Below are 20,389 nucleotides of genomic sequence, written 5' to 3' on the forward strand. Positions count from 1 at the left end.
CTAGACTCCTTCAGTTAATTCCTTTTCCAGCTCGGCTAACCAGTTTTCATAATAGCGTTTCTCGTCCCTCAACATTCGACTACTATCCATTTTCTGCTTAGCAATCTTCATAGCCTTGTGAGTTTGAACTACATCTTTCTTTACCTTAAATTGATACCAAGCTTGAATGACCTGCATATCTGCTGTTTTTAGAGATAAAAAGGATTTGACCCCTCGAATACTTGCATATTCTTCCGCTTTCTTATTATCTCCTTCTATCAGAGCAATTTGAAGAAGGTATAATTGAGAACTAGTTTTAGACATTGGATTATCTGTTTTCTCTAATACAGACTGAAACTGTTGCTTTGCAAGCTCTATATTATCATCCAATATGAATACCAATCCCTGAAGAGTCCGAACACTTTCTGCAAAACTTCCTCTCACATCCTCATCAACAGACATGATAAAGTCTTTTAAATCATATTCTTGAGGAGCTAGCAAGGTCTGGGCAGAATGCCTCAACATCAGGTAGGCGTATTTGGTATTTTCAGGGTGTTGTAGTAATTCCCGAATTTTTGCTCCATCGGTGATGCCGACTGGCAAAATGTTATTTAGGAAGAAAGACAAATTAAGAAAAATCCAAGTGCCTGCAAAATACCAGCTTCTTGTCAAAAAACCAAACACTATCGCCAATAATATCAAGCTGAGATGAACCATCAAGCCTCCTGAAAGCATCAGGATGATTCTTTGATCGCTTTCATCCTCTTTTAAACCAATGTATTGAGCACCAACACTTTTCAGAATGGCTGTTCTACTAAGATGAAACCTGCCTGACTTTTTGGTCAAAATAAAATGTCCTAACCCAAAAGCCACCAGCCGATAGCCTGTCAAGTAGCCACAAAAAGCATGTCCCAGCTCATGAAGAATCAAGATTAAATACATACTTAGAAGAGCGAAGGCATAACCAAAAGTAAAGACTAAAACTGCAGAATACCCCAACTCTGCAAATGCGATTGTTCCACAAGCACAAGCCAGCATAATAAAGACAACAGCTAGCACATAAACCAAATAAATCCCAATTTTCTTCATAAAATCTCCATCCAACTCCTAGTATCTCGGATAAGGGTAAAACTCTCCCTCTTCCAAGCCAACTTTTCCTTCTTCAAAGACTGCTTGGTTCCATTCCATGACGAATTCTTCTGCTTCTGGGTCTTCCAAAAAGTCCATGAGAGCATCTAGCCCAACCTCGGCAGTATCTTTGAGGAAAAGGGCAAAATAAGATAAAAACTCACGAGAAAATCCTTTTTTAGGCAAGTAAGGGATGACAGTCAGATAATCTTCTTCATTGACTGTTGACTTGGCAGGATTGTAAAAAAGCACCGCTTCTTCAAAGAGAATATCATCTGACGAAACCTCTCCGTCTTCATCCACCATCTCCACACCTGCAGCGTTTTGCGCTTCCAATAGAAAACTCACTTCAACCGCGTGGTTACGCTTGTCCCAACTAATCTCAAAGTCAAAGGGAAAGTTCTTCTCCAACTCTTCCTCTAAAACATCTAAAAATCCGTATGTTGCCATTTTGTCCTCTTTCTATGCGACTCTTTAATCGCCCCGATTGCTCGGAAATATGCTAAAATAGATACTACCATCTTACCACAAAATTATTTTATGTCCTAATTATACCATATTACCTCATTTAGTCCCTTGGTATCAGTGATTTTCTTAAACGGTTGATTTCCTTATTTTTTCCAAAAAGTCAACACAAAAAGCCCTAGAAAGGGCTAGCAAATCTATAGGAACAATAGACAAGTAACCAGCACAATTAGGAGTGCTTTTTTTATTGACTATTCCCACGATGTCACACTTAATCTTATGCTTGTATTTTCTTATCTGCAATAGCGTCTGTCAAAGTCTGAGAAAAGTTAAGTCCCATTTCTCGTCCCAACTTATCTGCCCATCTTGGTATGGTCAAGGTCTTTTTAATTGGTTCCTGACTTCCTAGGTATTCTGATACATCAACAGATACCATAGAAATAAAAGATTTATCAAGGTCATAGGTTGACACGAAATCTTCATCATCTTTAAAAGGATCATTATCAATTAAAGACAAGCTATTGATATCTGATGGCTGGGGCAAATCTCCATCACTCTCTATTAAATCTGCGACAGTAATTCCTAACCACTCCGAACCCATAGCAAAAGCTTCAGAAATCCCCGCGCCTTGTGTAGCTGAGTATTCAAAATCTGGGAAATGGACAAAATAAGTCGCTTCTGCTCCGTCTGTATCGTCATAATAAAATAAAGCTGGATACGTAACTAACATCTCACTACCTCCATATCAAAAAGCAGGGGCTGAATTTTACAACCCAGCTTGCTTTCTTATCCCTCTTTCAGTGTACTTATTCAGCTCACCATGAGGGATTGTGATAGGTCTTTCCCCTTGCTTCGCCATTTTAATATGGGAGCCTTTACCGCCTTTGGTCTTTATCCAACCATGAGCCGTAAGGAGTTTAACCATCTCTTTTTGTGTCATAGGCATAGCGCTTTTACCTCCTGACAACACCATTATAACACGTGCTACACGTATTGTAAAGGAGTAATACTTATTATTCTCTTATACCATCAAAGATCCTAGATTCAGTTCTAAGAGCTTCTAATTTATTCATACCTATTTTTCTAATTAGTAGTAAAAACTGCTTCTTTATCGAGCCATTCATCATCTGTATAGTCAATTGTAAAAGTATCTCGATTTAAGACAGACTGAGGCGGAGTTGAATGAATCATAGGAACACTGCGTACTCTATACTTTTTATCTCCAATTTTTACAAATTGATTAACTCTCAAGTCTTCGAAATCAGGATTTTCAACAGTTATTACAAGGAGGCAATTTACTACTTTAAAAACATCAATTATTCTATTTTTCATATTTTTCTAATTCATAATTATTAGAATGAACTTCTTGGTAAGCAAAATCAAGTTTAGGTTTAATGTTTTCGTACAAATCTAAAATCTCTTTTGGAGTATCTTCCTGGAAGAAAAATTGTCTTTTTCCTGAGATAACTTGATCACTAAGAATCCAATGTCGAATTTGCTTTGTAAAAATCAAAACTTCCTGACTTGGTAATTCCATCATTTCCATTTCTTATCACCTCTCTTTTCATTATAGTTCATGCAATAACATTTAGCAATATTATTTCTCAAATCAGTAATTCCACTTCTTTAGGCTCAACTATCATATTTTGAGCTTTAAGAGAAATCCATTCTCTCATGCTGATGCCCCTCCTCATTAAATTAAATAGTCAAAAAGATTCTATCTCACACCCTGAATATTACAAAACCATTGAAATATCACAACTAATAGGCTAGAATGGACATAGTAAGATATATTAGATGAGTCATTCTACTCAAAAAATATGAAACTAAAATCCATGTTAGAAAGGACTGCTATGCCAGACAATCTCGCGCTTCGTATGCGCCCTAAAACTATCGACCAGGTCATCGGTCAGGAACATCTGGTCGGAACTGGAAAAATCATCCGCCGCATGGTAGAAGCCAACCGCCTGTCCTCCATGATTCTCTATGGCCCTCCGGGAATCGGCAAGACCAGTATTGCCTCTGCCATCGCAGGGACGACCAAGTATGCCTTTCGAACTTTCAATGCGACAGTTGATAGTAAAAAGCGACTGCAAGAAATTGCGGAAGAGGCTAAATTCTCTGGTGGTCTCGTCCTATTGCTAGACGAGATTCATCGACTGGATAAGACCAAACAAGACTTCCTCTTGCCTCTCTTGGAAAGTGGTCTGGTCATCATGATTGGGGCTACGACCGAAAATCCTTTCTTTTCTGTCACTCCTGCCATTCGCAGTCGTGTTCAAATTTTTGAGTTGGAACCTCTGTCTAACCAAGACGTCAAAGAGGCTCTTCAGATAGCTCTAAGTAACCCTGAGCGTGGTTTTGATTTTCCAGTAGAACTAGATGAGGATGCGCTGGATTTCATCGCAACCTCTACAAACGGAGACCTGCGCTCTGCCTTTAACTCACTAGATTTGGCAGTTCTCTCTACCCCTGAAAATGACAAGGGCATTCGCCATATCACCCTAGACATCATGGAAAATAGCCTGCAGCGGAGCTACATCACTATGGATAAGGATGGAGATGGTCACTATGATGTTCTCTCAGCCCTGCAAAAGTCTATCCGTGGCTCAGATGTGGATGCCAGTCTCCACTATGCTGCCCGCTTGATTGAGGCTGGTGATTTGCCCAGTCTCGCTCGTCGCTTGACTGTTATCGCCTATGAAGATATCGGCTTAGCCAATCCTGAAGCCCAGATTCACACCGTGACTGCTCTGGATGCTGCCCAGAGGATTGGGTTCCCAGAAGCCCGCATTCTCATTGCCAATGTCGTGATTGATTTGGCCCTTTCTCCAAAATCCAACTCAGCCTATGTAGCTATGGACAAGGCTCTTGCCGACCTCAAAACATCAGGGCACTTGCCTATTCCGCGACACCTGCGTGATGGGCACTACAATGGAAGTAAGGAACTGGGGAATGCCCAAAACTATCTCTATCCACACAACTATCCTGGAAATTGGGTCAAGCAAGACTATCTGCCAGAAAAAATTCGTAATCATCACTATTTCCAAGCAGAAGATACTGGTAAATATGAACGGGCTTTGGCTCAAAGAAAGGAAGCTATCGACCGTTTGCGAAAAATCTGAAATCCTTTTCAAAAAATTGCACTTTCCTCTTGATTTTTTTTGAAAAAGTGGTATCATATAAACATAGAAACGCTGTGGTGTACGACTTCACACTTAAGTGTTGACCGACTATTTTTTGTATTATTAGGGAAACAAAAGTCTTCTAACAGCATGTAGGCCGTCTCACACGGAAACAGCTTCAGTTAGAGCGAGTTGCCCACCTGCTTAATTGCGCGGGTTCAATACAAACCGTGAAGTTTCGGCACCAATACAGCTTTTTTCTTTGCCTCCTTAGCTCAGCTGGCAGAGCAGCGGACTCTTAATCCGTGGGTCACAGGTTCGATCCCTGTAGGGGGCATCTAAATACAACAGGAAAAGTCTTGAGTAAAGGCTTTTTTTCGTATCTGTTCTACTTTTGGTCAACCAATGGATAGTAAAGCAACTATTTTAGTGCAAAAGAATCTTCACTACATAAAAAAATCAACCGCTTGGCTTAAAAATTTACAAGACTTTGTTCCTTCCTATCTCCCCTTTTTCATGATATATTTTCGTACAGGTGCTTCAATGGTTTGAACGATTTCAAATCCTTCTTTTTGGTAAAGGTGCTTGGCTACTTGATTTGCCTCGAAGACATTTAGAGAAATACTGTCTATGTCTCCACTTTCAAAGGCCAAACTAACAAATTTCCTTAAAACCTGGCTACCTAAGCCCTGCCCCTGTTTCTGGGGGTTGATAAAAAATCTTCCAATATGAAGATTGCTGTCTTCTAGCCTGATTTTCTGGATAAGCCCCACAAACTCTTCTCCTTCAAAGATTGAAAAGATTCCTTCCAAATCTTGCAAAACTTGAATTGTCAAGGGAAAAGGGATCATTGTTCCCATCCATTGTTCTTGAAAGGATTTGCCAAGGGAGTTGGACCATTGGCATACGAGCTGAGCGTTTTCAGTGCTCACCTTTTCTTCAAAACGAATTATCATCTTTGCCTCCCCATCTTATCTATGTTTCTCCATTATACTACTTCTCCTATTTTTTACGAATAGATAAGTATGATTGATTTTTATTTTTTTCTTGTCGGGAGCATTCTCGCTTCCTTTCTTGGTTTGGTCATTGACCGTTTTCCAGAGCAATCCATTATCCGACCTGCTAGTCACTGCGATTCCTGTCAGACTCCCTTGCGCCCCTTAGATTTGATTCCGATTTTCTCGCAGGTGCTCAATCGCTTTCGCTGTCGCTACTGCAAGGCTCCTTATCCAGTCTGGTATGCCCTTTTGGAACTAGGCTTAGGTCTCATCTTTCTGATTTACTCTTGGGGATGGCTCTCCTTGGGACAAGTCATCCTAATCACTGCGGGTTTGACCTTGGGCATCTACGACTTTCGCCATCAGGAATATCCCTTACTGGTCTGGATGACTTTCCACCTAATCCTCATGGCTTCCTCTGGCTGGAATCTAGTCATGGTCTTCTTCCTTGCTCTTGGAATTTTGGCTCATTTTATCGATATCCACATGGGCGCAGGGGATTTCCTCTTTCTGGCTTCTTGTGCTCTTATCTTTAGCGTAACCGAATTACTCATCTTGATTCAGTTTGCTTCTGCGACGGGGATTCTAGCCTTTCTCCTACAAAAGAAAAAGGAAAGACTTCCTTTTGTACCTTTCCTCTTACTCGCTGCTTGTGGGATTATTTTTGGTAAGCTACTGCTTATGAGGTAAATCAAGAAACTTTTCCCCCACTTTCATTAGTCAAAATAGACTCTAATCATTTTCGAGTCATATTATGAACTAGTCTTTCAATATCATTGATACTCAACCTGATTTAAAAGCACAGCAAGATGACATTTCTTACTGTGCTTTCCTTTATTATCAATAATCACGCTATCGCAAAGTGAGAATCTATCGAATCTGTCATTTGCAAGAATTATTGCAATTCAGTCTTATCTGCCATTCTAACAAATGGGAAATAAGAAACAATACTAATCAACAAACAAATAACTGATACTATGATAGAACGCCAATCAAAAGCTGTAGAGAAGAAACCATACAAGACTGGAGGCATAACCCAAGTTACATTTTGTGTAACTGGAGCAACAAGACCTAGATTTGTTGCCCAGTAAGCAACTGTACCCATGAGAATTGGGCTAATTACGAATGGGATAAAGAGCAATGGATTCAAAACTACTGGTAAACCATAGTTGACTGGTTCACCAATGTTAAACATAACAGGTGCCAAACCAAGTTTTGCAACTTCACGGTAATGATTGTTTCTTGAGAAGAGAAGAATAGCTATAACGAGCCCCAAACCTTCAAACCATACAAAGGCACCAAATGAACCACTTGTCCAAATATAAGGAATAGCTTCACCTTTTTGAAAAGCATCCAAGTTGGCCAACATAGCGACACCAAAGAGGCCTTCCATGATTGGGGCAAGAACATTACCACCGTGTAGTCCAAAGAACCAGAATAGTTTATTCAAGAAGATCATTAGAACAACTGCAAAGAAGCTTTGAGACAAACCAAGTAAAGGAGTTTGCAATACTTTATAAATCCAGTCAATCAACAAATCATTGCTTAATAGGTGGAAGAGATACGTTAAAATGGCAACTACATACATGGCCATAAAACCAGGAATAATTGAAATAAAAGGTTTAGCAATTGCTGGTGGAACTGAGTCAGGCAATTTGATTACCCAATTCTTGTTCATCACTTTACAGAAGATGATAGAAGCTAGAAATCCAATGATCATAGCTGTAAAGTAGCCTCTGGCATTCACATGGTTCCCAGGGAGAACATTTCCAACAGTTACCAAGAGATTTTGACCATCAAATTTTAGGTTATCAATCCCTTGGATAATCTGATCTAATTTTACATCACCGACATTTGTTAAAGGAAAACTTTGAGTTACTTTACCACCAATAGAAACGACAAATGATGCTAGGGAAACAAGACCTGCTGAAACCGTATCAACCTTATAAATCTTAGCAATATTGACACCGAGACAGTAGATGAACAAGAGGGAAACAATTGGAATACTTCCCTTAAAGACCAAGTTATTGATATCTACTAACCATTGGAAAGCTTTTGTAATCCCTTCTAGGTGGAATTGTTGTGGCAAATCTACTAGAAAGGCATTCAATAACAGAGCAACTGAACCTGTCATAATGACAGGCATCGTACCAACAAACGAATCACGTAAAGCAACTAAAAACCGTTGATTCCCCACTTTCATTGCAATTGGAGAAAGTTTTTCTTGCATTTTATCTAAAGCTTTATTCATAGCAAACTCCTAAAGATTTTCAAATTTTTCATACACTTCAACCACTTCTTTTGCTAAATCTACAAAAGTAATGCTGGTCATCAAGTGGTCTTGCGCATGTACCATCAATAGACTCAACGGAGCACTCTCTCCATTTGCCTCTTTTGTCAACATTTCGGTCTGGGTTTTATGTGCCTGTAGTAAAGCTCTGTGAGCATCTGCTAATTTTTGACTAGCAAGATCAAAATCACTTGATTTTGCTGCTCGAATAGCCTCCATTGCGTTGCTTTTGGCTTCTCCACCGTACATAATCAATCCCATAACAGATTCTAAGTTACTCTCATCCATACTGAAACCTCCAATCTTATGGCAATAAGCTTTCAGCTAGATCCAACACCTTAGCTCCGTTCATCATTCCATAATCTGTCATCGGAATAACTGAAACGGGAATATTCTTTTCTTTTAGCCTTTCTTGAAAATCTCCTAGTAGGTATCGAACCTGTGGTCCTAAAAGTAGTACATCTACTTCTTTTGTTTCGATAATTTCTTCAACTTCTGGAGCTGGAACTGCAAAGATTTCTACATCCAATCCTCTCTCAGTTGCTGCATTTTGCATCTTGGTCACTAGTAAGCTAGTGCTCATACCTGCTGCGCAGGCTAACATAATTGTTGACTTAGCCATTTTTTCTCCTTTATATTTTTACTAACGATTTACTGATCGAGCCAAACGGGATACCGTATGTCTCACGCCTCTAATAGCCTTACTCAAAGCATAAATATTATCAATCGTTGCCAAACCTCCATATCCTGCATCACCGATATGTTGAATATCGACTCCACAAATTTTATTTCTAAGGGCAATTTCTTTGATTGTATCTGTATCAGATGTTTCTTGGCTGGTACCAATAGCACTCAATACAAGACCACCCCTACTATGAACGAGATCAACAACTTCACGTAATTCTTGGTCATGAAAAGCTGGAATAGTTCCAACTGCTGGAACAAGTATCACATCCGCACCTGCTTCCAACAATTGCTCTGCCACAGAAAGCTCTGCCACAGGTTCATTCACCCCTGCCCCGTGCATCTTACCCGCAATAATCAAACCAGAAAAGTTTTCCTTAGCAGTTTGAACAGCCTTGATAATTTCTCGATTGCTGACTCCTGTTCCGGGATTTCCAGTCAAACAGACAAAGTCAAATCCCAACTCCTCTATTCGCTTGAACGTTTCAACACTGGCAATACGACCCGCAGCAATTTCTTGCATTTGCTCTAACATCTTAGCTGAATGATCTACAGGTTCCAAGTTTACCCCGATAGGGCAACCGACCAATTCATGCAAGCGTTCAATCACTTGATCTCCTGTTCGATCTAAAGCATAAATTTTAGGATAAAAAACATCGAAGCAATTCAACAGAATCATATCAGCTCCAAAAGCTCTAGCAATTTCAGAATTAGTGATATCCCCAACAAATGTCTCACGAGTGACTACATTCTCAGATAAAACCACTCGTCCTTCGCTTGCTAAAATACTTTGTTTTAGCTCTTTGGCATCCATCTCTAATATCTCAGACGGATTGGCACTAATTAAACGTTTCATCTTCAAACCTCCAATGCTTTAAACGTTTTTTACGGCTACATCGTCTTGAACTTGTCGTAGCATTTCCTGATACTCGACTCCTTTCATTACTAAAAGTTATCAATTATCTCTGTATCAGGAAATATCATTACGTTTTAATTATCTTTTGTTATTTATATTCTACAACTATCTAGAAGCATTGTCAAGTATTTTTCAAAATATTTGATTATTTTTTATTAACAATATATAATTAGGATAGAATCTATTACCAGAAAGAGAGTACAGATGATTTTATCTAAAAAACAATTACAATTAAGAGCTAAGATATTAGATACCATTTATACAAGGGGACCTATCTCGCGAATTGATATTGCGACTAAAACTGGTATCACTCCAGCAACTACAAGTAGCATCACCAACGATCTCATAAAAGAAAACATCCTCCTTGAACTTGGTGAAGATGAGCATGATACCAGCGTCGGACGAAAAAAAATCCTGCTAGATATTCAAGCTAAACGATTTTACTACATCGGTTGTGAACTATCTGAGAAACACTTTACGTTTTCTCTTGGTGACAATCTAGGAAACATCTTTAAAGAAGATAAACAACTGGTTACAAAAGAGCTAATTCAAGAGGAGGGAACTGACCTCATCATTCAGTCACTTAAGACATTTATAGAAAAATGTAGCGATTACTTTATCGAAGCAATTGGTATTGCCCTACCTGGACGCTACCTAGATGATTATAAAATCACTACAAATAATCCATTATGGCAAAACATTAATCTGAATCTTCTTCAGTCACAGGTTGACCTTCCTGTATTTTTTTCAAACAATGTAAACTGTATGGCTATTGGAAAACGACTCTTCAGCCGTTCACAGACTGACCCTAACTTTGCCTACTTCCACTTTGCTAGAGGCATGCACTGTTCCTATATCTACAATGGAAAAATTTACGGAAAAGGCAATCTCATGATTGGAGAGATTGGGCATACGGTTGTTTCTTCTGAGGGAGAAAATTGTGGCTGTGGTCGTAAAGGATGCTTACAGACATTTGCTGGAGAAGCTTGGCTAATTAAAAAAGCAAAAATTCTGTACCAAGTATCTCCTCATTCCATACTTCCTAGCCTAGTAAAAGATCCTAATGAGATTGATATCCAGACTATTTTAAATGCCTATCAATTGGGAGATACTGGAATCATCACGCTTATCGACCAAGCTTTGCTCTATCTTAGTCAAACGATTTTAAATATCAGTATGATGATTGACTCTCAAAAAATCTACCTTCATAGTCCCTTACTAGCAAATGACACCATTATTCAAAAACTCTACAAGGAATTGAACTACACTCCTAAACTTCCCTACAACCGTCTCCCTGAAGTGATTGTGGCACCCTACAATGACTTTACAGCAGCTCGCTCAGCCATTGGACTTTGCCTGTATCATACTATTTTACATTTGTAACAGGCAATTCTTTTAAACATAGGGTAGTATTCCCACTTTTATCCTACAAAAGTCAGGATCGTAAAAAGTATTTAAAAGTAGAAAAACGCATATTATCAAGCGAAATCCTTGATAATATGCGTTTTATTGTGAGAAGATTTACTTCATTTTCTCCTAAAATTGAGTTTTTCTAAATCTCTTTTTACTGATTTATTTTTGGTAAGCTACTGCTTGTTTGATAAAGTCCTCAATCGGCTCTCCCTCGTGGAGAGCTTTTACAATTTTTGAACCGACGATAACGCCATCTGACACCGCATTGAAGCGTTCTACATCGGCTTGACTAGATACGCCAAATCCTGTCAAGACTGGGATGTCGGCTACTTGATGCAATTGCGCCAAGTGCTTGTCCAAATCTGCACGGTAATTTCCCGATTTCCCTGTCACCCCATTGATGGCAACGGCATAGACGAAGCCTTCTGCCCCTTTAATCAACTCTTTCTGTCGCTCAATCCCTGTGGTCAAGCTTACTAAAGGAATCAAAGCAATGTCTGTGTCTACCAAAAAAGGCTCTACAAAGTTGGCATGTTCATGAGGCAGGTCTGGAATAATCAAGCCCTTAACCGCTGTATCTGCCAAATCTTTGACAAAATTCTCCACACCGTACTGAAATAGGGGGTTGAAGTAGGTCATGATGACCAGTGGAACCTCTGTTTGAATGGTTTTCAAGGTTTCAACCAAAGCTTGTGTCGAAGTCCCGTGTGCTAAACTGCGCAGGCCTGCTTCTTCGATAACAGGTCCATCTGCAACAGGGTCTGAAAAGGGAATGCCCACTTCAATAGCTGAGACACCCAAATCTTCTAAAAAGTGGATTGTTTCAGCGAGTCCAGACAAACCTTTCTCATGGTCCCCAGCCATGATATAGGGAACGAAAATTCCTTTTCCAGCTGCTTTGATAGCGTTTAATTTTTCTGTTAGAGTCTTAGGCATGAGCTTCTCCCTTCTTTGCTGCATCAGCTTCCAAACGGTCCTTGACTTGTACCACATCCTTGTCCCCACGACCTGATAGACAGACAATCATAGACTTGTCTGGTCCAAGTTCTTTGGCCAATTTCACCGCAAAGGCGATAGCATGGCTAGATTCCAAGGCTGGGATAATCCCTTCCACACGAGACAAGAGTTGGAATCCTTCCAAGGCTTCCTCGTCTGTCACAGGGACATAGCTGGCACGTTTGATATCGTGGTAGTGAGAATGTTCTGGACCGATACCTGGATAGTCCAAGCCTGCTGAGATAGAGAAGGCTTCAAGAATTTGACCATGGGCATCTTGGAGCACATCCATGAGGGAACCGTGAAGGACACCCGGACGACCCTTGGTCAAGGTAGCTGCGTGGTGCTCTGTGTCTACACCAAGTCCAGCCGCTTCAGCTCCATACATGGCTACAGACTCATCTTCCACAAATGGATGGAAGAGACCGATGGCATTTGAACCACCACCAACACAGGCTACTAGGGCATCTGGCAGATCTTGTCCTGTCAAATCACGGTACTGTTGTTTAGCCTCTCGACCGATGACACTTTGGAAGTCACGAACGATTTCTGGGAATGGATGAGGACCCAAGGCAGAACCAAGGATATAGTGGGTATCATCGATATTAGCTACCCATGAACGAAGGGCCGCATTGACTGCGTCCTTGAGCACGCGCGAACCATCTGTCACGGCCTCGACTTTAGCTCCTAAAAGCTCCATACGGAAGACATTGAGGGCTTGGCGTTTAACATCCTCTTCACCCATATAGATAGTACATTCCATGTTAAAGAGGGCTGCGGCTGTTGCAGTTGCCACACCGTGCTGACCAGCACCCGTTTCAGCGATAATTTTCTTTTTACCCATACGTTTAGCAAGGAGAACTTGTCCCAAGGCATTGTTAATCTTGTGAGCACCTGTATGGTTGAGGTCTTCACGTTTGAGATAAATCTTGGCACCGCCAATATGCTGGGTTAAGTTTTTTGCGTAGTAAAGGGGAGTTTCACGTCCTACATACTGGCGTAAGAGCTGGTTTAATTCTTCTTGGAAACTTGGGTCTGCCTGACTTTCACGGTAGGCCTTCTCCAACTCCAAAACTGCTGTCATCAATGTTTCTGGGACGAAACGTCCACCGAATTTTCCGTAAAATCCATCTTTATTTGGTTCTTGATATGCCATTCTTTACCCTCTCTATAAATCTTCTAATCTTTTCATGATCTTTTTGTCCGTCTGTCTCCACTCCGCTCGATACATCTACTGCATAGGGAGTAAAGTGTTGAATTGCTTTTACTACATTGTCTTCGTCAAGCCCACCTGCGATGAAAAATGGCTGAGCTAGTTCTGTCGTATCCAGTTGGCCCCAGTCAAAGGTCTGGCCACTCCCAGCCACAGGGGCATCAAAGAGTAGATAGTTTGCCTGAGAATTGGGTACATGTCCCTCTCCATCCACCTGCACAGCCTGAATACTGGCACAAGGCAAATTCTCAAATAAATCATCTGCCACCTGACCGTGAACTTGAACCAAGTCCAAACCAACTTTTTCAATCGCTTCTAGCAGTTGAGCCTGACTTGGTGAAACAAATACACCAACCTTTTTGACATCCGCAGGAATAAGCTTTGCCAGCTCAGCAGCCTCTTCCAAAGTCACCTGTCTTTTACTAGGTGCGAAGACAAAACCGATGTAGTCGGCTCCTGCTGATACGGCTGTTTCCACCGCTTCTTTGGTCGATAGTCCGCAAATTTTAACCTTTGTCAATCTGCAACTCCTTGATTCTCTGGGCAACATCTTCTGCCTGCATAAGAGCTGTCCCAACTAAAATTCCATTAAAGTATGGTGCTACTCTTTCCGCATCCTGCCCTGTGAAAATAGCAGATTCAGAAATATACAAGCAATCATCTTTGAAATGTTTAGCCAAATCTACACTGGTCTGCAAGTCAACTTCAAAGGTGGTCAAGTTGCGGTTATTAACCCCGATAATCTCAGCACCAAGTCTATGAGCTACCTCTAGTTCAGCTAGATTGTGAGTTTCCACTAAAACTTCCAGACCAAGCTCTGTCGCGTAGTCATACAGTTCCTTGAGTCGTTCTTCTGACAAGGCAACCACAATGAGCAGGATGACTGTCGCACCTGCATTGCGAGCGCGGATGATTTGCTTTTCATCGATAATAAAATCCTTGTTGAGCGTTGGAATCTGCACCTGACTGGAAATCTCCCTTAGATAATCCAAATGACCTTTAAAGAAAACCTCATCTGTCAGAACAGAAATCATCACTGCTCCGTTCGCTTCATAAGTCTGGGCCTGTTGCACAATATCCACATCGAGATTGATATCTCCCAGACTAGGGCTAGCCTTCTTGACCTCAGCGATTACCTGCAAGCGGCGTTCATGGTGTTGTTTTAGATAGTCAGCCAAACGATAGGTCTGGCGCAAGGGCTGGATTTCCTCCAACTCCATCTGCTCGACCTCACGCGCCTTCTGCTCCAAGATTCGTGATAAAAATTCCTGACTCATTTTTGGTACTCCTGTAACAGTCTAAGTTTTTCAAGGGCCTTGCCACTAGCAATCACTTGACGAGCCAAGGCAACACCTTCCTTGATACTAGCTACCTTACCATTAGCATAGAAACCAAGACCAGCATTCAAGACTGTCGTTTCCAAGAATGGACTTGGTTCGTTCTTGAGAACGCTGAGCAAAATTTCTGCATTTTCCTGAGCATTGCCACCACGGATATCTTCGATAGCGTAGTACTCCATCCCTAAATCCTCTGGAGTAAAGCTTGATAAGGTGATTTCGCCATTTTCAAGAAGAGCAATCTTAGTTGTTCCATTCAAACCAGCTTCATCCAATCCTTCTGGTCCAGCAACCACGATGGCACGTTTGCGACCCATATTTTTCAAAACCTGAGCTGTACTTTCTAGAAGTTCTGGACGACTAATTCCAAGAAGCTGTGTTTCCAAGGCCATTGGATGAATCAGGGGACCAGTCAAGTTCATGATTGTTGGAATTCCTAGTTCCAAACGAGCTGGCATGATGTATTTCATTGCTGGGTGCATATTTTTAGCGAAGAGAAAGACGATTCCAGTTTTATCAAAGACCTTACCTAGTTCAGCTGGTTTGAGGTCAAGATTGATGCCCAAGGCTTCGAGGACATCTGCAGAACCAGATTTAGAAGAAATCGAGCGGTTACCATGTTTTGCCATGTGAACACCGCCACCAGCCAAGACAAAAGCTGCAGTTGTGGAGATGTTAAAGCTGAAAGACTTGTCACCACCTGTACCACAGTTGTCCATGGCATCATGAATCTCAGTTGGAATATGTTGGGCATGCCCTCTCATGACTTGGGCAATGGCTGTGCGTTCTTCAGGTGTTTCCCCCTTCATCTTAAGAGCTAAGAGGAGAGAAGCAATCTGCGCCTCCGTTACACGGCCAGTTACGATACGCTCGATGACATCCGTCATTTCCACACCTGATAAATTTTCAAATTTTGCTAGTTTTTCAATAATCTCTTTCATCCTAGTTTCCTCACTTTACAACCTTCTCGATAAAATTCCGAATAGAAGACAAGCCATCTGGCGTTCCAATGCTCTCTGGATGGTACTGGAAGCCATAAATCGGTAGGTTTTTATGTTGAATCCCCATGATGGCTTGGTCATCAATCGAACGAGCTGTCACTTCAAAATCTTCTGGCATTTCCTCAATTAAAATACTGTGGTAACGCATGACTGCACGGCCATCCTCGATACCTTGATACAAAACAGATGGCGCTTCAAAGCGGATATTGCTCTGTTTCCCATGCATGACTTTTGGAGCCAAACCTAACTTACCACCAAAGACTTCTGCAATGGCTTGGTGGCCCAAACAAATCCCTAAAATCGGCTTCTTACCTGCAAAATCACGAATCATGTCTTCCATCTTTCCAGCATCAACTGGCCAACCAGGACCAGGAGAAAAGACCAGACCATCTGCTTTTTCAGCTTCTTCATACAGCTTGGGATCATCATTTCTCAAGACCTGTACTTCTGCAAAATTCCCAATGTATTGGGCCAAGTTATAGGTAAAAGAATCATAGTTGTCAATCAATAAAATCATGGTCTTAGTTCTCCAATTCTAGTCATAGATTTAGCCTTGTTAATGGTTTCTTGGTATTCGTTTTGGGCGATAGAGTCGTAGACAATCCCTGCCCCAGCCTGCACATAGGCTGTTTGATTTTTGAGAATCATAGTTCGGATAGCAATGGCGAAGTCCATATCACCCGTCGCAGACAAGTAGCCGATTGCTCCTGCGTATACGCCTCGTTTTTCTGTTTCCAGTTCATAGATACGTCTCATCGCGCGAATTTTTGGTGCTCCTGAAACTGTTCCAGCAGGAAGTGTTGCTTTCAAAGCATCCATGGCAGTGAGTTCTGGAAGCAAATGCCCCTTGACCACGCTGGTCAAATGCATAACATAACGGAAGAGCTCCACTTCCATATACTTGGTGACTTGGATACTGGCCGTTTCAGAGATGCGACCAATATCATTTCGTCCCAAGTCTACTAACATCCGATGCTCTGCTGTTTCCTTCTCATCCGAAAGCAGGTCTGTCGCCAAAGCCTTGTCTTCTTCATCCGTAGCGCCTCTTGGTCGTGTCCCTGCAATCGGATTGGTTGTCACGATGCCATTTTTGACAGAAACCAAACTTTCTGGACTTGCTCCGATGATTTGATAATCACCAAAGTCATAGAAATAAAGGTAATTAGAAGGATTAGTCACGCGGAGATTTCTGTAGAAGTCAAATGGATTTCCAGTAACTTCTGCTGAGAAGCGTTGACTAAGTACACATTGGAACATATCCCCATTACGAATCAATTCACGAGCTGTTTCCACCATTTCCTCAAACTTCTGAGGAGCGATATGGGGTTTGAAGTCCAGCGGAGATAGATCCAAGTCTTCAAATTCATTTGGAGCAGGAATGCGTAATTCCTCAAGCACTTGATTCAAGGCTTCTTCCAAGTCTTCTTGACTGCGCTCGCTATAAAGAGCATCCTCGATGACATGGATTTTTTCCTTCTTGTGGTCAAAGACAATGTAACTCTCATAGACGAAGAAATGCATATCTGGCGTTCCAATAGTATCTTCAGGAATTTGACCAATTTCTTCATAAAGCGAAATCATATCGTAACCCACAAAGCCAATTGCCCCCCCACCAAAAGGGAGATCTGAATGGTGCTGGCTCTTATGAGTCACTTCATAAAGGAAATCCAAGGGATCCCGATCAATCACTTGACCATTTTGATAAAGAACTCCATTTTCAAACTTAATCTCAAAAACTGGATTATAGGCTAAGATAGAAAAACGAGCTGTTTCCTTGTCTCTCGGAATACTCTCTAAAATAACCTTGTGTTGCCCCTTTAGGCGCATATAAGCCAAGATTGGTGATAAGACATCTCCATGAATGATTCGTTCCATTGTAATTTCCCTTTCAGTTCTACTTCTAGTCCGTGGCGACTGTATGAAAAATCCCCACGCAAAATAACTTGCGTGAGGACGAAATTCGCGGTGCCACCTCAATTATAGGATTTCTCCTATCTCTCATTCCTGTCTCAGATACCTCCTGTAACAGGCTGTGCGATAAAGGGCACTCCCTTGAGAATTATGTTTTCTTCTCTCGTTTCAGATGGACCCAACCTTACAGCTTTCTCTGCTTGTTTCCAGCAACCACAAGCTCTCTGCGAGAGAAAGGACTGTAATTTTTCCATCTATTATTTTTTAGCTTCTGGGTAGTCTGCAATTGCAGCTACGTCCTTGTCTCCACGACCAGAGACATTGATGATGAGATTTTCATTTCGGTACAACTTTTATACTCTTCGAAAATCTCTTCAAACCGCGTCAACGTCGCCTTGCCGTACTCAAGTACAGCCTGCGGCTAGTTTCCTAGTTTGCTCTTTGATTTTCATTGAGTATTACTAGCTTTTTTCGTATTAGTCCGGCCTTTTTGTTTGCTTTTAGTAGTAGGCAAGGAGCTGTAGATAGAACTCAAGTTCATCAAAGCGACTTAAGGCCCTAATAAAAGATAAACAAAACGACGGATAGAAAAAAGCCCACACACAGAATATACTTCCGTGTGAGGGCGTTGGTAACGCGGTGCCACCTCAATTATAAAGGGACTATCCCCCTTTACATCTCTGCCTTGTCTAACAACAAGTTGCACTGTAAGGTGTGCGCACCGAATTTTCATTGTTTCAAATTCATTTTTAAAATCAGCCCACTTTCACTACTTCCAACCACCTGTTCACAATCACCACAGGCTCCCTGAAGATCAAAAATAGTTACTTTTCTGATTTGTTGAACTTATTTTAATACTTTGTTTTTTCTTTGTCAAGACTTTTTTACAATTTTTTTGATGAAGCTAGTACTTTTTCAGAAACTGTTTTGAAAGTCTCAATGATATAGTCCACTTCTTCATCGCTTAATTTAGTGTGAAGAGGGAGCGTAATTTCATTTTCAAAGAAGGCATAGGCCTTAGGATAATTCGCCATATCAAAGCCAAGATTCTTATAGGCTGTCAAGAGCGGAAGCGGTTTGTAGTGGACGTTACTTGCAATTCCTGCTTTGGCCAATTCTTGGATAATAAGATTGCGTTCTTCTAAGCTTGCTCCGTCTACATGGGTGATGTAGAGGTGGCGTGAAGATTCGACAGTTTCAGTCTTGTGTGCCAATGGATGGATACGAGAACCTGCAAAACCACGATCATAACGGTCCACGATGTCCTTACGACGGCCAAGCAAACTTGGGTAACGATCCAATTGCACCAAACCAAGGGAAGCCATGATATCGGTCATATTGCACTTGTAGGCTGGTGTAACGATATCGTATTCCCATGACCCCAGTTGCATCTTGGCAAGAGCATCCTTAGTTTGCCCATGAAGGGAAAGAATTTGGAATTCCTTATACATCTCTTCATCATCAATCGCTGGATTGGCCTTCCAAGTTGCGCTTCCACCCTCAGCAGTTGTAAAGTTCTTAACGGCGTGGAATGAGAAGGAAGTAAAGTCAGCGATAGAACCAGCTGGTTGTCCTTTATAAGTTGATCCCAAAGCGTGGGCACTATCAGAGACAATCACAATACGGTTAAAGGCCTTTTGCCACTTGCTTGAAGCGGTAAAGAAATCACGTTTTTTCTCCACAACTTGGAACAAACGGTCATAGTCGCAAACAATCCCCGCAAGCTCAACCGGAATAATCACCTTAGTCTTTTCAGTAATGGCTTGCTCCAGCAAGTCATAGTCCATTTCAAAAGTATCTGCTTGGATATCCACCATGACAGGGGTCGCTCCTACGTGCGTGATGACACTACATGAAGCTGTATAAGTCATGGCTGGAACGATGACTTCATCACCAGGTCCCACTTCCAAAACGCGTAAAATCAACTCAAGAGCAGCCGTCGCAGAGTTGAGGCAGACAGTCTTGGGCGTCTGTGTGTATTGAGACAAGCGACGTTCCAGTTCTTTTGTCTTAGGGCCTGTTGTGATCCAACCAGAACGTAGAGTGTCCGCTACTTCAGCAATTTCTGCTTCTGTAATATCAGGCGGTGAAAATGGAATATTGTAATTTGGCATTGATTTGCTCCTTTTATCTGTACTCATTTTCTCATGACTACTTTATTTTAGTACTTCAAACACGGTTTGAAACATGATTTTGATGTCTCCAAGGAAACTAAATTCTCGGAGATAAGCGAGATTATAGCGCATCTTTTCAGGGAGGACATGTTCGACATAGGCTTGGTCAACTGACAGACCTTTTTCCGTCATTTGACTGATGATAGTGTCCTCATCCTTGTAGTTGATGCTGGCTGGAGAGGTAATCCCTGCTGGCAAGAGCAAGGTCGCCATCATTTCAGGGCTATATTGCTCTGTATAGCGCGGAACTTCAGGTCTTGTACCTACAAAGGACATCTCGCCTTTCAGGACATTAACCAGCTGAGGCAGTTCGTCCAAGCGCACACGGCGGATGAAATTTCCCACTTTGGTAATACGGCTATCGTTAGCTGAAGTCACCAGACTTCCCTTTTTATCCGCATCTGTCACCATGGTGCGGAACTTCCAAATCTTGAACGGACGGTTGTACTGGGTCACGCGCTCTTGCTTGTAAATGACGGGCCCCTTGCTATCCAACTTGATCCAAATGCTCAAGATGAGAAAGACTGGGGAAGTCAAAATCAGCAAGATTAAAGCCAGAAACCAATCCAGGCAACGCTTGAAAACCAGCGAACCCTTCCTTTTAGAGACAAGCTGGTAGTAAGACTCAACCTCGCTTGATTGCATTTCCACGGGCAAGTCTTCCCATTTCAGCATGCTGTTTCTCCTTTGTTTTTATTATACTATTTGTCAACATTTTTCATTATACCACAAAATGGAAAAGGAGGTGAAAGAAATCTG

Annotated in this window: 23 protein-coding genes, 1 tRNA gene and 1 other annotated feature; of the genes, 4 read left to right on the forward strand and 20 right to left on the reverse strand. The window is 41.5% G+C overall.

The features are described from left to right. The 6 genes from SMIDD28_RS09095 to SMIDD28_RS09120 form a co-directional block, all read right to left on the reverse strand. Entirely contained in the window at positions 1 to 1,068 is a 1,068-nt protein-coding gene (locus SMIDD28_RS09095; protein WP_061425687.1) for a M50 family metallopeptidase, read from the reverse strand. Between the two features lie 18 nt (positions 1,069 to 1,086). Further along, positions 1,087 to 1,557: a DUF3013 family protein gene (locus SMIDD28_RS09100; RefSeq protein ID WP_061425688.1), complete on the reverse strand. Its 471-nt coding sequence runs from the start codon at positions 1,555 to 1,557 to the stop codon at positions 1,087 to 1,089. Positions 1,558 to 1,849: 292 nt separating this feature from the next. Beyond that, positions 1,850 to 2,302, reverse strand: a complete 453-nt coding sequence (locus SMIDD28_RS09105) for a type II toxin-antitoxin system HicB family antitoxin (RefSeq protein ID WP_061425689.1) — start codon at positions 2,300 to 2,302, stop codon at positions 1,850 to 1,852. Positions 2,303 to 2,338: 36 nt separating this feature from the next. After that, positions 2,339 to 2,518, reverse strand: coding sequence for a type II toxin-antitoxin system HicA family toxin (locus tag SMIDD28_RS09110; RefSeq protein WP_061425690.1), 180 nt, complete (start codon positions 2,516 to 2,518; stop codon positions 2,339 to 2,341). Between the two features lie 137 nt (positions 2,519 to 2,655). Continuing rightward, on the reverse strand, positions 2,656 to 2,904 hold the full coding sequence (locus SMIDD28_RS09115; protein ID WP_196756375.1) for a hypothetical protein: 249 nt from the start codon (positions 2,902 to 2,904) through the stop codon (positions 2,656 to 2,658). Next, a complete protein-coding gene (locus SMIDD28_RS09120; RefSeq protein ID WP_061425691.1) occupies positions 2,894 to 3,118 on the reverse strand; it encodes a hypothetical protein in 225 nt (74 codons plus the stop codon). The genes SMIDD28_RS09115 and SMIDD28_RS09120 overlap by 11 nt, the downstream gene beginning before the upstream one ends. A 307-nt stretch (positions 3,119 to 3,425) precedes the next feature. Here SMIDD28_RS09120 and SMIDD28_RS09125 point away from each other — a divergent pair, with 307 nt between their 5' ends. Together SMIDD28_RS09125 and SMIDD28_RS09130 are read left to right on the forward strand one after the other, a co-directional pair. Continuing rightward, entirely contained in the window at positions 3,426 to 4,697 is a 1,272-nt protein-coding gene (locus tag SMIDD28_RS09125; RefSeq protein WP_061425692.1) for a replication-associated recombination protein A, read from the forward strand. A 264-nt stretch (positions 4,698 to 4,961) separates the two neighbouring features. Continuing rightward, positions 4,962 to 5,034: transfer RNA gene (locus tag SMIDD28_RS09130), tRNA-Lys, on the forward strand. Between the two features lie 163 nt (positions 5,035 to 5,197). On the opposite strand, the gene SMIDD28_RS09135 is transcribed toward SMIDD28_RS09130, so the two are convergent. Then, positions 5,198 to 5,653 carry a GNAT family N-acetyltransferase gene (locus tag SMIDD28_RS09135; protein WP_061425693.1) on the reverse strand — a complete coding sequence of 152 codons (456 nt, stop codon included), beginning with the start codon at positions 5,651 to 5,653 and terminating at the stop codon, positions 5,198 to 5,200. A 69-nt stretch (positions 5,654 to 5,722) separates the two neighbouring features. Here SMIDD28_RS09135 and SMIDD28_RS09140 point away from each other — a divergent pair, with 69 nt between their 5' ends. Next, positions 5,723 to 6,385, forward strand: coding sequence for a prepilin peptidase (locus SMIDD28_RS09140; protein ID WP_061425694.1), 663 nt, complete (start codon positions 5,723 to 5,725; stop codon positions 6,383 to 6,385). A gap of 205 nt (positions 6,386 to 6,590) precedes the next feature. On the opposite strand, the gene SMIDD28_RS09145 is transcribed toward SMIDD28_RS09140, so the two are convergent. Genes SMIDD28_RS09145 through SMIDD28_RS09160 form a run of 4 tightly spaced genes read right to left on the reverse strand, consistent with a single transcriptional unit; the run spans position 6,591 to position 9,525 of the window. Beyond that, positions 6,591 to 7,946 (reverse strand): PTS sugar transporter subunit IIC, encoded by a 1,356-nt coding sequence (locus SMIDD28_RS09145; protein WP_061425695.1) that lies wholly within the window; start codon positions 7,944 to 7,946, stop codon positions 6,591 to 6,593. A 9-nt stretch (positions 7,947 to 7,955) separates the two neighbouring features. Further along, the gene (locus SMIDD28_RS09150) at positions 7,956 to 8,273 is read right to left on the reverse strand and encodes a PTS lactose/cellobiose transporter subunit IIA (protein ID WP_061425696.1); all 318 of its coding nucleotides are present in this window, start codon (positions 8,271 to 8,273) and stop codon (positions 7,956 to 7,958) included. A gap of 16 nt (positions 8,274 to 8,289) precedes the next feature. After that, positions 8,290 to 8,607, reverse strand: a complete 318-nt coding sequence (locus tag SMIDD28_RS09155; RefSeq protein WP_061371400.1) for a PTS sugar transporter subunit IIB — start codon at positions 8,605 to 8,607, stop codon at positions 8,290 to 8,292. Positions 8,608 to 8,628: 21 nt separating this feature from the next. Next, the gene (locus tag SMIDD28_RS09160; RefSeq protein WP_061425697.1) at positions 8,629 to 9,525 is read right to left on the reverse strand and encodes a DUF7916 family protein; all 897 of its coding nucleotides are present in this window, start codon (positions 9,523 to 9,525) and stop codon (positions 8,629 to 8,631) included. A gap of 264 nt (positions 9,526 to 9,789) precedes the next feature. Between SMIDD28_RS09160 and SMIDD28_RS09165 the strand changes: the two genes are divergently transcribed. Further along, the gene (locus SMIDD28_RS09165; RefSeq protein ID WP_061425698.1) at positions 9,790 to 10,968 is read left to right on the forward strand and encodes an ROK family transcriptional regulator; all 1,179 of its coding nucleotides are present in this window, start codon (positions 9,790 to 9,792) and stop codon (positions 10,966 to 10,968) included. Between the two features lie 189 nt (positions 10,969 to 11,157). Here the strand turns inward: SMIDD28_RS09165 and trpA are convergent, their stop codons facing one another. The 9 genes from trpA to SMIDD28_RS09220 all read right to left on the reverse strand — a co-directional run bounded on the left by trpA (position 11,158) and on the right by SMIDD28_RS09220 (position 20,305). Then, a complete protein-coding gene (trpA, locus tag SMIDD28_RS09175) occupies positions 11,158 to 11,934 on the reverse strand; it encodes a tryptophan synthase subunit alpha (RefSeq protein ID WP_061425700.1) in 777 nt (258 codons plus the stop codon). Next, positions 11,927 to 13,150, reverse strand: a complete 1,224-nt coding sequence (gene trpB / locus SMIDD28_RS09180; RefSeq protein WP_000331265.1) for a tryptophan synthase subunit beta — start codon at positions 13,148 to 13,150, stop codon at positions 11,927 to 11,929. Before trpB ends, trpA begins: the two co-directional genes overlap by 8 nt. Beyond that, entirely contained in the window at positions 13,128 to 13,727 is a 600-nt protein-coding gene (locus tag SMIDD28_RS09185) for a phosphoribosylanthranilate isomerase (protein ID WP_061425701.1), read from the reverse strand. The genes trpB and SMIDD28_RS09185 overlap by 23 nt, the downstream gene beginning before the upstream one ends. Then, positions 13,714 to 14,484, reverse strand: a complete 771-nt coding sequence (gene trpC, locus SMIDD28_RS09190) for an indole-3-glycerol phosphate synthase TrpC (RefSeq protein WP_061425702.1) — start codon at positions 14,482 to 14,484, stop codon at positions 13,714 to 13,716. The genes SMIDD28_RS09185 and trpC overlap by 14 nt, the downstream gene beginning before the upstream one ends. Next, positions 14,481 to 15,485, reverse strand: coding sequence for an anthranilate phosphoribosyltransferase (gene trpD, locus SMIDD28_RS09195; RefSeq protein ID WP_061425703.1), 1,005 nt, complete (start codon positions 15,483 to 15,485; stop codon positions 14,481 to 14,483). The genes trpC and trpD overlap by 4 nt, the downstream gene beginning before the upstream one ends. 10 nt (positions 15,486 to 15,495) lie before the next feature. Further along, a complete protein-coding gene (locus tag SMIDD28_RS09200; RefSeq protein ID WP_061425704.1) occupies positions 15,496 to 16,062 on the reverse strand; it encodes an aminodeoxychorismate/anthranilate synthase component II in 567 nt (188 codons plus the stop codon). Further along, entirely contained in the window at positions 16,059 to 17,420 is a 1,362-nt protein-coding gene (gene trpE / locus SMIDD28_RS09205; protein WP_061425705.1) for an anthranilate synthase component I, read from the reverse strand. The genes SMIDD28_RS09200 and trpE overlap by 4 nt, the downstream gene beginning before the upstream one ends. Before the next feature lie 71 nt (positions 17,421 to 17,491). Continuing rightward, positions 17,492 to 17,723: a binding site (T-box leader), on the reverse strand. A gap of 617 nt (positions 17,724 to 18,340) precedes the next feature. Then, a complete protein-coding gene (locus SMIDD28_RS09215; protein ID WP_061425706.1) occupies positions 18,341 to 19,570 on the reverse strand; it encodes a DegT/DnrJ/EryC1/StrS family aminotransferase in 1,230 nt (409 codons plus the stop codon). A 42-nt stretch (positions 19,571 to 19,612) separates the two neighbouring features. Then, complete coding sequence (locus SMIDD28_RS09220; RefSeq protein ID WP_061425707.1) at positions 19,613 to 20,305, reverse strand: sugar transferase; 693 nt, start codon at positions 20,303 to 20,305, stop codon at positions 19,613 to 19,615. Positions 20,306 to 20,389: the final 84 nt, after the last annotated feature.

The organism is Streptococcus mitis (assembly GCF_001579045.1).
GTDB lineage: Bacteria > Bacillota > Bacilli > Lactobacillales > Streptococcaceae > Streptococcus > Streptococcus mitis_D.

Excerpts from the sequence above, each read along its gene's own strand:
- SMIDD28_RS09155 (WP_061371400.1), bottom strand. The coding sequence starts at position 8,607 with ATGGCTAAGTCAACAATTATGTTAGCCTGCGCAGCAGGTATGAGCACT.
- SMIDD28_RS09115 (WP_196756375.1), bottom strand. The coding sequence starts at position 2,904 with ATGAAAAATAGAATAATTGATGTTTTTAAAGTAGTAAATTGCCTCCTT.
- SMIDD28_RS09105 (WP_061425689.1), bottom strand. The coding sequence starts at position 2,302 with ATGTTAGTTACGTATCCAGCTTTATTTTATTATGACGATACAGACGGA.
- trpC (WP_061425702.1), bottom strand. The coding sequence starts at position 14,484 with ATGAGTCAGGAATTTTTATCACGAATCTTGGAGCAGAAGGCGCGTGAG.
- SMIDD28_RS09095 (WP_061425687.1), bottom strand. The coding sequence starts at position 1,068 with ATGAAGAAAATTGGGATTTATTTGGTTTATGTGCTAGCTGTTGTCTTT.
- SMIDD28_RS09125 (WP_061425692.1), top strand. The coding sequence starts at position 3,426 with ATGCCAGACAATCTCGCGCTTCGTATGCGCCCTAAAACTATCGACCAG.
- SMIDD28_RS09135 (WP_061425693.1), bottom strand. The coding sequence starts at position 5,653 with ATGATAATTCGTTTTGAAGAAAAGGTGAGCACTGAAAACGCTCAGCTC.
- SMIDD28_RS09145 (WP_061425695.1), bottom strand. The coding sequence starts at position 7,946 with ATGAATAAAGCTTTAGATAAAATGCAAGAAAAACTTTCTCCAATTGCA.
- trpD (WP_061425703.1), bottom strand. The coding sequence starts at position 15,485 with ATGAAAGAGATTATTGAAAAACTAGCAAAATTTGAAAATTTATCAGGT.
- SMIDD28_RS09220 (WP_061425707.1), bottom strand. The coding sequence starts at position 20,305 with ATGCTGAAATGGGAAGACTTGCCCGTGGAAATGCAATCAAGCGAGGTT.
- SMIDD28_RS09140 (WP_061425694.1), top strand. The coding sequence starts at position 5,723 with ATGATTGATTTTTATTTTTTTCTTGTCGGGAGCATTCTCGCTTCCTTT.
- SMIDD28_RS09160 (WP_061425697.1), bottom strand. The coding sequence starts at position 9,525 with ATGAAACGTTTAATTAGTGCCAATCCGTCTGAGATATTAGAGATGGAT.
- SMIDD28_RS09215 (WP_061425706.1), bottom strand. The coding sequence starts at position 19,570 with ATGCCAAATTACAATATTCCATTTTCACCGCCTGATATTACAGAAGCA.
- SMIDD28_RS09150 (WP_061425696.1), bottom strand. The coding sequence starts at position 8,273 with ATGGATGAGAGTAACTTAGAATCTGTTATGGGATTGATTATGTACGGT.
- trpE (WP_061425705.1), bottom strand. The coding sequence starts at position 17,420 with ATGGAACGAATCATTCATGGAGATGTCTTATCACCAATCTTGGCTTAT.
- SMIDD28_RS09100 (WP_061425688.1), bottom strand. The coding sequence starts at position 1,557 with ATGGCAACATACGGATTTTTAGATGTTTTAGAGGAAGAGTTGGAGAAG.
- SMIDD28_RS09110 (WP_061425690.1), bottom strand. The coding sequence starts at position 2,518 with ATGCCTATGACACAAAAAGAGATGGTTAAACTCCTTACGGCTCATGGT.
- trpA (WP_061425700.1), bottom strand. The coding sequence starts at position 11,934 with ATGCCTAAGACTCTAACAGAAAAATTAAACGCTATCAAAGCAGCTGGA.
- trpB (WP_000331265.1), bottom strand. The coding sequence starts at position 13,150 with ATGGCATATCAAGAACCAAATAAAGATGGATTTTACGGAAAATTCGGT.
- SMIDD28_RS09120 (WP_061425691.1), bottom strand. The coding sequence starts at position 3,118 with ATGGAAATGATGGAATTACCAAGTCAGGAAGTTTTGATTTTTACAAAG.
- SMIDD28_RS09200 (WP_061425704.1), bottom strand. The coding sequence starts at position 16,062 with ATGATTTTATTGATTGACAACTATGATTCTTTTACCTATAACTTGGCC.
- SMIDD28_RS09165 (WP_061425698.1), top strand. The coding sequence starts at position 9,790 with ATGATTTTATCTAAAAAACAATTACAATTAAGAGCTAAGATATTAGAT.